The organism is Phenylobacterium sp., assembly GCF_037138395.1.
Classification (GTDB): Bacteria; Pseudomonadota; Alphaproteobacteria; order Caulobacterales; family Caulobacteraceae; genus Phenylobacterium.
This window is the reverse complement of the sequence record NZ_JBAXIM010000094.1, coordinates 1-9931: the sequence shown is the minus strand read 5'-3', so window position 1 is coordinate 9931 and position 9931 is coordinate 1. Positions and strand designations below refer to the sequence as shown.

The window sequence follows — 9931 nt, the reverse complement described above, 5'->3', positions numbered from 1 at the left end:
CCCTTCCGCCCAGCCGAAGCTGCGCACGACAAGGCCGCGCGCCCGGGCCCGGGCGGCCAGGCAGCCGAACCAGCGGTTGTCGGCGTTCAACACCGCCACGGCCCCCGGGACTGCGCCGTCGAAGATCTCAGCCTTCGCCCGGGCGACCCCGGTCTCGCCATCGGGGAAGTTCTCGACATGGACGGGACCGACGGTAGTGACAGCCACCACATGGGGGCGGACCAGTCCGGACAGGGGCGTGATCTCGTCGGCATGGTTCATGCCGATCTCGAAGACTGCGCGCTCAGTGTCGGCGGGCATCCGGGCCAGGGTCAGGGGGACCCCGAGGTGGTTGTTGTAACTCTTGACCGAAGCATGGGCGCGTCCAGCCCGGGCCAGGCCCGCCGCCACGGCCTGGGTGACGCTGGTCTTTCCCACCGAACCGGTGATCGCCGCCCGCCGGGCCTGGGAAGCCCGCTCGCGGGCGGCGATGCCCAGGGCCTGGAGCGCAAGGAAGGTGTCGGGGACCAGGACGTGGGGTGCGTCGACGGGTCGTGAGGCCAGAACCCCCGCCGCCCCGGACGCCATGGCCTGCGCAACGAACTCGTGGCCGTCACGGGCTCCGCCCAGGGCGATGAAGAGGTCGCCAGGCTCAAGGCTGCGGGTGTCGATGGAGACGCCGTGCGCCTGGAAGGCCCGGGAGGCGCGGCCGCCGGTCGCCTTTGCCAGGTTGGCGGCGGTCCAGAGCGAGCGTCGGGTCATCAGGTCGTCTCTAGGGCTGAAAGGGTTTCTGCGACGTCATCGAAGGGAAGCGTGACACCGGCAACGACCTGCCCCTGCTCATGCCCCTTGCCCGCCACAACCAGTACGTCCCCCGCGGACAGGCTGGCGACGGCGGTACGGATCGCCTCGCGGCGGTCGCCGATCTCCTTCAGGTCCGGATGGCCGGCCCGAACCTCGGCGCGGATGGCGGCCGGATCCTCGCTGCGGGGATTGTCATCGGTGACGATGGCCAGATCGGCCAGGCGGCCGGCAACCTCGCCCATCAGGGGACGCTTGGTGCGGTCCCGGTCGCCGCCGGCCCCGAAGACCACCACCAGACGCCCCGAGGCGTGGGGGCGCAGGGCCTGGAGCACGGTCTCGAGCCCGTCAGGGGTGTGGGCATAGTCCACATAGGCCTCGGCGCCGGAGGCCGAGGTCCCCACTTTCTGGAGGCGGCCCGGGGCGCCGGTCAGGCCTTCAAGGGCCCCGAAGACGGTTTCAGGCGCTTCACCGACGGCCAGGCTGAGGCCCGCGGCGGCAAGGGCGTTCAGGGCCTGGAAGGCGCCCGCCAGGGGTAGGTCCACCCGCCAGGTGCGCCCGGCATGCGCGATGTCGAGGACCTGCCCGCCGGGTCGCGCCTGGCGGCTAGCCAGCCTGAGGTCCCGTCCCTCGACGCCAAAGGTGATCAGGTCGGCCCCAGCCAGGACGGCGGCGGCGGCGAAGGCCGGGAAGGCCGGGGAGTCGGCATTGAGGACCGCAGGGGCACCTCGGGGCAGAAGCGTGTCGAACAGCCTCAGCTTGGCCGCCTGATAGCTGGCCATGTCGCCATGATAGTCCAGGTGGTCCTGGGTCAGGTTGAGGAAGGCGGCGGCGGCGAGGCGAACGCCGTCGAGGCGGCGCTGGTCGATCCCGTGCGAGGAGGCCTCGAGGGCGAGGTCGTCTACGCCCCTTCCTGCCAGCTCCGCCATCAGGGCGGCGACGTCGCCGGCGTCCGGCGTGGTCAGGCCGGCAGGCGTCAGGACCACGTCCTCCTGGCCCGGAGCGGAGATGCGCACGCCAAGGGTGCCCATGCTGGCGGCGGGTCGCCCGCCGGCGGCGGCGATCTGGCGCCGGAACCCGGCCACCGAGGTCTTGCCATTGGTCCCGGTCACAGCGACCACGACGCCGGGCTGGCGGCCGTGGAAGGCGGCGGCGGCAAGGGCGTAGGCCCTGCGGGGATCCTCGCTGACGATCATCGGGACACCGAGGCCCGGCAGGTCCCGGCCGCAGAGCACCGAGGCAGCACCGGCGGTAACAGCCAGGGGCGCGAAGTCGGCCCCATCCCTGGCGACACCGGGAAGGGCGGCGAACAGGACCCCCGGGCCGACCCTGCGGCTGTCGGACGTCACGCCGGTGATCTCCGGATCTTCCGGCAGGTCCCGATGAAGGATCTGGGACAGACGCATGACGATCAGCGCTCGCCGCTCGCGGCGGCCACGACGACGGGAGCGGGCGCAGCGGCCACCTGCTCGAAGCGACGCTGGATACCGAGGAAGGGGGCGATGCGGTCAATGACCTTGCCCGCCACAGGCGCTGCAGTGAGGCCACCGACCCGCCCGCCGGACTCCGCGTCCGCGATCGGCTCATCGATGATCACCAGAACCATGTAGCGGTCATCGGTCAGGGCCCCATCGGTGGGGAAGACGGACGCGAAGGACGCCAGGACCCTGTCCTTGACGTAGCGGCCGCCGATGACCTTTTCCGCCGAACCCGTCTTGCCGCCGACGCGCAGGCCCGCCGCATTCGCCCGACGTCCGGAGCCTTCCAGGACGTTGCTCCGCATCAGGTCGAGCATCTCGCGGGAGGTTTCCTCGCTGATCACCCGGCGACCCTCGGGCCGGGCGCCGGCCCGCATGGGCTGCAGGGTCAGGGGCACATAGCGTCCACCGTTCATGATGGAGCCTATGCCGGCAGCCAGGGCGGCCGGGCTCACCGAGATGGCGTGGCCGAAGGAGGCCGAGGCGATGGTGTTGGGGTTCCACTCCCGCGGCACCATTGGCCGGGCGCTCTCCGCGAGTTCGATGGGCGCGGTATGGAGCAGGCCGAAGGCGTCGAAATAGCGGGTCATAGAGGGCCCGCCGACCTGAAGGGCGATCTGGCTGGCGCCGATGTTCGACGACTTCAGGAAGACGTCTCTGGCGGTCATGTTGTGGCCAACGGCGTGGAGGTCGCGGATCACGCGCGATCCCAGCTTCACGCCCTGGGTCGTATTCAGGACGGTATTCGGCGTGATCTTATGAGTATCGAGGCCGATGGCCAGGGTGAAGACCTTGAAGGTCGAGCCCATCTCGTAGACCGAGGCCACCGCCCGGTTGCGAAGCTGGTCCGGAGAGGACGTTCCCGCGTGGTTAGGATCGAAGTTCGGCCAGGAAGACATGGCCAGGACCTCGCCGGTCTGGACATTGGTGATCAGGCCAACGGCGCCCTTGGCCTGCAAGCGCGTCGCCGCAGCGTTCAGCTCCTCGTCGAGGGCCGCCTGGACGCGGACGTCGATGGAAAGGGGTGTTGGCTGCTGGTCGCCTGCCCCCGCACGGACGCGAGTGTTGAAGGCACCTTCAGCGCCCGCGAGGCCCTCACCGCCGGTGTCTGAGAAGCCGATCAGGTGGGCTGCGGAATCCCCCAGGGGATAGACCCGACGGGGCTCCCGCTCAAACGACAGACCCGGAAGGCCGAGGTCGTGGATTCGGTCCCGGTCTCGGGGCGAGAGCGGCCCGGCAAGGAAGGTCCGGCGCGACCCGTTCAGGGCCTTGTCGATGCGCGCGACCGGCAGGCCTGGCAGGGTGACCATCAGGCCCCGGCGGACCTCCGCCTTGTCCCAGACCTCATGGGGGTCGAGATAGAGGGTGAAAAAGGGCAGGTCAGCCGCGAGCAGGGACCCGCGTCGGTCCACCAGGGGTGCCCGTCCAGGACCTGCGCCCCCTATGGCAAGGCCGGCGCCATCGGGGCCCTGGAACAGGGCCCGACGGGTGGCTCCAACCGCCAGGAAGGCGAACCCCATCACGAAGAGCGCCAGGACCACCAGGATCCGGATGCGGGTATCATCCTCGGCCCGGCCAGAGGTGCGGGTTTTCTCGAAGGCCCGCTCCAGACCCCAGAGCCGGTCCTTGATCCAGCGCCAGCCGGGCGTCGCAAGTCCCGTGTGGATTAGGCTCATGGCTTAGGTTCCGGGGCGGGGGGCGCGGCAGGTTCGACTTCGGCCACAGAGGAGGTCTCGGTCTGCGCCGGGAGCGGCACCGCAGCCACGGGCGCGGCGGCGGCGTGGACAGATGGCCCGGGAGACTGAAGGGCGTCACTGAGCCCTTCCGGGGTGATCTCATGGCCAGGGGATGCTGGACTGAGACCGCCGTAGGAGCGGGCCATGGCGGAAAGCCGCTCGGGACGCTCCAGGTGGGCGACCTCGACCTCGAGCAGGACGATCCGGTCACGCTCCTGGGCGATCTTCCGCTCCACCGTCGCGATCTGGCCCCGCTCCCGCCCAGCGAGGGTCTTGGCGAGGTAGACCCCGAGGATGAGGGCGACCAGGAAGAAGAAGAGAAGGACGTCAATGGCCCTGAAGCCCAGGAGTCGGCGATCCAGGAAGGTCATGCCGCCACCGTCCAGACGGGGGCCGACGTGCGCTCAGCGGCCCGCAGGCGCGCTGACCGCGCGCGCGGATTGGCTGCGGCCTCCGCGTCGCCGGCTGCCGTCGATCGCACTGAAAGCAGGGCGAAGCTGGGATCCGCGCCCCGCGGCGCTTCGGGGGCATGCCGCGAGGTTCCCGGTGTGCGGCCAGAGCGCGGGCCCAGGAACCCCTTCACGATCCGGTCCTCGAGGGAATGGAAGGTGACCACGGCCAGGCGTCCGCCGGGCCGAAGCGCGCGCTCGGCGGCGGCAAGGCCGGCCTCGAGCTCGGCCAGTTCGTCGTTCACGGCAATCCTCAGGGCCTGGAAGGCGCGGGTCGCCGGATGAACCCGGGCGCCCCTGCGCCCGCCGAGAACACGCTCGATCAGGCTGGCGAGGTCCGTGGTGCGGGTGAAAGCCCGCTCGGCGCGACGGCGGGCGATGGCAGCGGCAATCCGGCGGGACTGGCGTTCCTCGCCATAGACCCAGAGCAGGCGCGCCAGTTCAGCGGGTTCAGCGGTATTGACCAGGTCGGCCGCCGTGGGGCCATCCGCGCCCATGCGCATGTCTAGCGGGCCGTCGCGGAGGAAGGAAAAGCCGCGCTCGGCCTCGTCGAGCTGCATCGAGGACACGCCAAGGTCCAGCGCCACCCCGTCGACCGAGGCTTCGCCCAGCAGGTCCGCCATGGACGAGAAGGGCGCAAGGACGAGCCGGAACCGGGCCCCAAGCCCGTCGGCGAAACGCGTTGTCGTCGGGTCCCTGTCGAAGCCCGTGACCTGGGCGCCAGCGTCGAGGAAGGCGCGACTATAGCCGCCGGCCCCGAAGGTCCCATCCACCACGTGCCGCCCGGGTGCCGGACCGATGGCGGCGATCACCTCGTCGAGCAGTACGGGCTTGTGGGGAGATGTCATCCCGCCAGCCCCGACCTCTGGGCCCGCTGGGCACCGCGAAGCTGGGCCAGCCCCTCGCGGGCCAGCTCCCTCTGGGCGGCACGGTGGGCCTGGAAGGCATCGCGCTCCCAGATCTGGAACCGGTCGCCCAGCCCGACCACCACCACCCAGTCGGTCAGGCCGAAGGCGTCGCACAGGGTCTCGGGAAGGGTAATGCGCCCGGCTGTATCGAAGTTCAGGCGCGCCATGCCGCCGAGCACCGAGGTCTCCAGGGCCGAACGCAGGGGATCGCCGAAATCCAGCTCCTCGATCACACCCAGGTAGCGGTCGAACAGGATCTGACCACCGCCTTCGATACAGTCGGCCTCGATGGAGGGAAAGCAGACCACCCCGTCGAAGGGACCGGCCACGGCGGCGCGGAACTCCTGCGGCACGACAATGCGCCGCTTGGCGTCCAGCTGCTTTTCGAACGTCGAGATGAACATCCCGCAGCGTCCCATCCTGCAGCCCTTCAGGCTGCGCCCATGCCGATCCCGGAATGACGCCGACCGCGACGGAAGCTGCGGGGGGAGGTGCCTGTCCAGGGTTCAAATGGGCTATCATGGGATCAAATGGGAAACAATGACTCTGACTTCCAGTCCTCAGTACTTTCAGCCCATTTTGATTCAAATATGGTTAATTTCCACAGGCTCTCCACAGGTCATACAGAGAACTGTGCCTCTGAATGCCCCGGGTTTGGGGCCACCTGTTGATAAGCGTGAATTTCGGGGGTGATGGAAACCAGACGGCCTGTAAGCCGGGTTCTGTGCCGCCCGCCAAGGCGGGCGCGGCGATCATTCCTCTGGACCGCCCATTGCTGGACGGTTCTCGCGACCTACCCGAACCCCCAGGCCTGCGACGGCCCTGCCGGATCGCTCCGGCGCGAGGTCCCTATTCGGTCTTGCTCCTGGCGGGGCTTGCCATGCCGTCCCCATTGCTGGGTCCGCGGTGCGCTCTTACCGCACCCTTTCACCCTTGCCCCGGCCGCAACCGGGGTGGTCTGCTCTCTGTGGCGCTATCCCTGGGGTCGCCCCCGGCGGGCGTTACCCGCCGCCATGTCGTAGTGGAGCCCGGACTTTCCTCCCCTGCCCCGAGGGGCAGGAGCGACCGCCCGGCCGTCTGGTTCCGTTTGCAGCAGTGGCCCTCCGCGCGGCCGGCGTCAATCCGCCAGTCGGGCGAAGACCAGCTGGTCCCAGGCCTGGCCCTTCCAGTATCCCCTGCGGGCGAGGACGCCTTCCTGTTGAAAATCCATCCGCCTGAGCAGGGTGCAGGACCGCGCATTGCCCACGGTCACCATGGCCTCTAGGCGGAGCAGGCCCATATCGCCAAAGCCCCGGGCGATGATGGCCGGCAGGACGGCGCTCATCACCCCCTGCCCCCACTGGTCCCGGGCCAGGTCATAGGCGATCTCGCCCCAGCGCCCCCGGCTGCGTTCGATCCGGTTGAAGCCCACAGTGCCGATCAGCCGTGCGGAGCCCGGCCTGCGGATGCCCCAGCGGACGCCGATCTCCTGGGCCGCCTGCGCCTCAGCCCAGTCGATGATGTCCAGGGCCTCGAACTCGGTCTCGAGGGGCTCAATGTCCATGAAGGCACAGACCTCGGGGTCGGAGAACAGCCGCAGGAGGTCCGGCGCGTCGGCCTCGGACAGGGCCCGCAGCTCGAAGCCCTCGACCCGGGGGGGATCGGCGATCATGCCCCGGACAGGCGCAGCAGAGCGATCAGCCGGGCCCGGGTCAGGCCATCGGCCACCCCGTCGAACCGGCTCTGCACCCAGTGCCGCTGGAAGGCTGTGACCACATCAGTTGTGGCGGCGTCGAAGGTTCCGCTGGGCGCGCAGTCGTAGCCGAGCCGGGTCAGGCCGGCCTGCAAGGCGAAGACGGCGGCTCCCGCCTCCCCCTCGGCCAGGGGCATGCCGGGCGCGGGCGGGGGCTCGACCCACAAACCGTGGCCCGCCTCGGCCAGTCGCTTCCAGGGAAACCGCTCGCCCGGGTCCGGCTTGCGCGCTGGGGCGACGTCAGAGTGGCCGACAATGTCGCCGTCGGCGATGGTCCAGCGGCTGCGGATGTCGCCCACCAGGGCAATAACGGCGGCCACCTGCAGCTCCGGGAAGTCGCGATAGCCGAACTCGTGGCCCGGATTGACGATCTCGATCCCGATCGAGCGGCTGTTGATGTCGCCCTGGCCCTTCCAGGAGGCGACGCCCGCATGCCAGGCGCGGCGGGCCTCGTCCACCAGCCGGAAGACCCGGCCGTCCTCCTCCACCAGGTAGTGGGCGCTGACCCGGCTGCCCGGCGTGGGGTTGCGCAGTTGTGCCAGGGCCGCCTCGCCGGATTGCATGCCGGTGTAGTGCAGCACGATCATGTCCGGCAGCACGGTACGGGCGTCGAAGTTCGGCGAGGGCGCTTCGATCATGTCCATGGGCAGGTCCATGGGCAAAGGCTAGCCCTGTCCGCGTCCGAAGACGAGGGCCAGGCGGGCCAGTTGGTTGAAGCGGAAGGCGGTGACCAGGACGCCGGCCATGGCGAGGGCGGCGCCGACAGCCATGCGCAGGTCCACCACATCTCCGGTGAAGATCATCCCCAGCGCGATGGTGAAGATGGGGGTCATCAGGGTCAGGGGCGAAACCAGGGTCGCCTCATAGCGCTGGATCAGGGTGTAGTAGAGGGTGTGGGCCAGCACCGAGACGACGAGGCCCGAGAACAGGACCGCCGCCGCCAGGGCCCAGGGATTGGCGGCCACCACCGCAGCCTGCCCGGTCTCCAGGGTCAGGGTGAAGGCCAGGGTGGGAATGACCGAGGTCAGACCGACCCAGGCCTGGAACTGCAGGGGTTTGACGCCCTCGATCCGCTTCATCAGCACCGCACCGAAGGAGCCGATGACCGCGGAGGCGACCACGAACAGGAGGCCTGCAGACACGTGCAGTCCCGCAGGATTCCACATCACCAGGATCACACCCGCCAGGGTCATGCCGGTGCCCGCCAGCCGGCGGGCGTCGAGGCGCTCCTTCAGGAGGAACCAGGAAAGGACGGCCGTCACCGGCACGCCCAGTTGGCTGACGATGGCCACCGCCGAGGGGCTGGCTGTCTGCAAGGCGAAGAAGACCAGGGCGAAGGTGCCGCAGCCCATACACAGGCCCACCAGGATCATCCGCCAGAGCGGCCGGGGGGCATTTCGCAGCCAGGGCCAGACCACCGCCAGGACGACGGCGAAGCGCAGGGCCGCGTAGAACATGGGCGGGGCGCCCAGGTTGGTGATCACGAGCTTGGAGATGATCGAGTTGGCTGCCCAGATCAGGCAGACCAGCGTCATCAGGCCAAAGTCGCGCGGGGTCATGGCCGGGCTTTCGCCCGCTTCGGGGCCGAGGGCAATGCCTTTCAGGACGCCTGCCAGAGCTTGTCAGCCCGGCGCTGAAGGGACAGGCTCGGCAAAACGGAGGCGCACATGACCGGACCCTTTCTCGGCCCTGACGTAAAGGACCTGGGCGCGGCCTGGATCGACCCCTCGGCCCGTCTGTACGGGGCGGTGGAAATCCACACGGGGGCCTCGGTCTGGTGCAATGTGGTGGTGCGCGCCGAAAGCGACCGGGTGGTGATCGGCCCCCGGGCCAACATCCAGGACTTCGTGATGATCCACGTGGGCGCCGGGACCGGGACCTTCGTGGGCGCGGACTGCTCGATCACCCACCATGTCACCCTGCATGGCTGCGAGATCGGTGAGGCCTGCCTGATCGGCATCGGCGCCACCATCATGGACGGCTGCCGGATCGGCGCCGGCTCCATTGTGGCGGGTGGCACCTTCCTCAAGGAGGGGACGGTGATCCCACCCGGCTCCATCGTCATGGGATCACCCGGCGCGGTGACCCGCACCCGCGACAACACCCTGGCCAACCGGATGAACGCCTTCCTCTACCGGCGGAATGCGGAAGCCTATGCGGCCGGAGACTATCGCCTCTGGTCCACCGAAGGCTTCCGCGCCGAAATGGCCGCCGAGCGCGCGCGCCTGGCGGCCGAGGTTCAGGCTGCCGCGCCGAGGGACAGGACCTCGTAACGCGCCAGGTGATGGTCGGTGGAGCCGAAGAGGCCCTCGATCATGGTGGCGCGCTTGAAGTAGTGGCCGATGGCCATCTCGTCGGTCACGCCCATGCCGCCGTGCAGCTGGACGGCATTCTGACCCACGAACTTGCAGGCCTTGCCGATCTGCACCTTGGCGGCCGAGGCGGCCTTGGCCCGCTCGGCGTCGCCGTCGGACAGGCGGATGGTGGCCATGTAGGTCATGGAGATCGACTGCTCGAGCTGGATGAACATATCGACCATGCGATGCTGCAGGACCTGGAAGGAGGAGATCGGCACGCCGAACTGCTTGCGCTGCTTGGTGTACTCCACCGTGCCCTCCTGCAGGCGGCGCAGGACGCCGCAGGCCTCGGCGCAGGTGGCGGCGATCGCTTCGTCCATCACCTTCTCGACCAGGGGCAGGGCTTCGCCCTCGCCACCGATCCGGGCCTCGGCGCCCAGGGCGACGTTCTCGAAATAGACCTCCGAGGCGCGGAACCCGTCCACCGTCGGATAGTCGCGGGTGGTCACGCCCTTGGCCGACTTCGGCACGATGAAGACCGAGATCCCGCC

The 9931-nt window shown here is 69.5% G+C and carries 11 protein-coding genes and 1 other RNA gene; 1 reads left to right on the top strand and 11 read right to left on the bottom strand.

Features of this window, described 5'->3' with window-relative positions; translation table 11 throughout:
- The 10 genes from murF to WCJ52_RS08665 form a co-directional block, all read right to left on the bottom strand.
- A partial coding sequence (gene murF, locus WCJ52_RS08710; RefSeq protein WP_336902910.1) for a UDP-N-acetylmuramoyl-tripeptide--D-alanyl-D-alanine ligase occupies positions 1-741 on the bottom strand: 741 nt, incomplete at its 3' end.
- A complete protein-coding gene (locus WCJ52_RS08705) occupies positions 741-2192 on the bottom strand; it encodes a UDP-N-acetylmuramoyl-L-alanyl-D-glutamate--2,6-diaminopimelate ligase (RefSeq protein WP_336902912.1) in 1452 nt (483 codons plus the stop codon). The genes murF and WCJ52_RS08705, both read right to left, overlap by 1 nt.
- Positions 2192-3934, bottom strand: coding sequence for a penicillin-binding protein 2 (locus WCJ52_RS08700; protein WP_336902909.1), 1743 nt, complete (start codon positions 3932-3934; stop codon positions 2192-2194). Before WCJ52_RS08700 ends, WCJ52_RS08705 begins: the two co-directional genes overlap by 1 nt.
- Positions 3931-4365, bottom strand: a complete 435-nt coding sequence (locus tag WCJ52_RS08695) for a cell division protein (RefSeq protein ID WP_336902908.1) — start codon at positions 4363-4365, stop codon at positions 3931-3933. Before WCJ52_RS08695 ends, WCJ52_RS08700 begins: the two co-directional genes overlap by 4 nt.
- Positions 4362-5291 carry a 16S rRNA (cytosine(1402)-N(4))-methyltransferase RsmH gene (gene rsmH, locus WCJ52_RS08690; RefSeq protein WP_336902907.1) on the bottom strand — a complete coding sequence of 310 codons (930 nt, stop codon included), beginning with the start codon at positions 5289-5291 and terminating at the stop codon, positions 4362-4364. The genes WCJ52_RS08695 and rsmH overlap by 4 nt, the downstream gene beginning before the upstream one ends.
- Positions 5288-5755: a division/cell wall cluster transcriptional repressor MraZ gene (locus WCJ52_RS08685; RefSeq protein WP_336902906.1), complete on the bottom strand. Its 468-nt coding sequence runs from the start codon at positions 5753-5755 to the stop codon at positions 5288-5290. The genes rsmH and WCJ52_RS08685 overlap by 4 nt, the downstream gene beginning before the upstream one ends.
- Before the next feature lie 291 nt (positions 5756-6046).
- Positions 6047-6432: RNase P RNA component class A (rnpB, locus tag WCJ52_RS08680), an RNA gene on the bottom strand.
- Between the two features lie 36 nt (positions 6433-6468).
- A complete protein-coding gene (locus WCJ52_RS08675) occupies positions 6469-7002 on the bottom strand; it encodes a GNAT family protein (protein ID WP_336902905.1) in 534 nt (177 codons plus the stop codon).
- Entirely contained in the window at positions 6999-7733 is a 735-nt protein-coding gene (locus WCJ52_RS08670; protein ID WP_336902911.1) for an N-acetylmuramoyl-L-alanine amidase, read from the bottom strand. The genes WCJ52_RS08675 and WCJ52_RS08670 overlap by 4 nt, the downstream gene beginning before the upstream one ends.
- A gap of 15 nt (positions 7734-7748) precedes the next feature.
- Positions 7749-8642: a DMT family transporter gene (locus WCJ52_RS08665; protein WP_336902904.1), complete on the bottom strand. Its 894-nt coding sequence runs from the start codon at positions 8640-8642 to the stop codon at positions 7749-7751.
- A gap of 108 nt (positions 8643-8750) precedes the next feature.
- On the opposite strand from WCJ52_RS08665, the gene WCJ52_RS08660 reads away from it, so the two are divergent.
- Positions 8751-9356 (top strand): gamma carbonic anhydrase family protein, encoded by a 606-nt coding sequence (locus tag WCJ52_RS08660; RefSeq protein WP_336902903.1) that lies wholly within the window; start codon positions 8751-8753, stop codon positions 9354-9356.
- Here the strand turns inward: WCJ52_RS08660 and WCJ52_RS08655 are convergent.
- On the bottom strand, positions 9323-9931 hold a 609-nt coding region (locus tag WCJ52_RS08655), incomplete at its 5' end, for an acyl-CoA dehydrogenase family protein (RefSeq protein WP_336902902.1). The two genes, WCJ52_RS08660 and WCJ52_RS08655, sit on opposite strands and share 34 nt — an antisense overlap.

Bases quoted from the DNA above. Each gene is read 5' to 3' on its own strand.
- WCJ52_RS08665 (WP_336902904.1), bottom strand. From the start codon at position 8,642: ATGACCCCGCGCGACTTTGGCCTGATGACGCTGGTCTGCCTGATCTGG.
- WCJ52_RS08675 (WP_336902905.1), bottom strand. From the start codon at position 7,002: ATGATCGCCGATCCCCCCCGGGTCGAGGGCTTCGAGCTGCGGGCCCTG.
- WCJ52_RS08700 (WP_336902909.1), bottom strand. From the start codon at position 3,934: ATGAGCCTAATCCACACGGGACTTGCGACGCCCGGCTGGCGCTGGATC.
- WCJ52_RS08685 (WP_336902906.1), bottom strand. From the start codon at position 5,755: ATGTTCATCTCGACGTTCGAAAAGCAGCTGGACGCCAAGCGGCGCATT.
- rsmH (WP_336902907.1), bottom strand. From the start codon at position 5,291: ATGACATCTCCCCACAAGCCCGTACTGCTCGACGAGGTGATCGCCGCC.
- WCJ52_RS08660 (WP_336902903.1), top strand. From the start codon at position 8,751: ATGACCGGACCCTTTCTCGGCCCTGACGTAAAGGACCTGGGCGCGGCC.
- WCJ52_RS08695 (WP_336902908.1), bottom strand. From the start codon at position 4,365: ATGACCTTCCTGGATCGCCGACTCCTGGGCTTCAGGGCCATTGACGTC.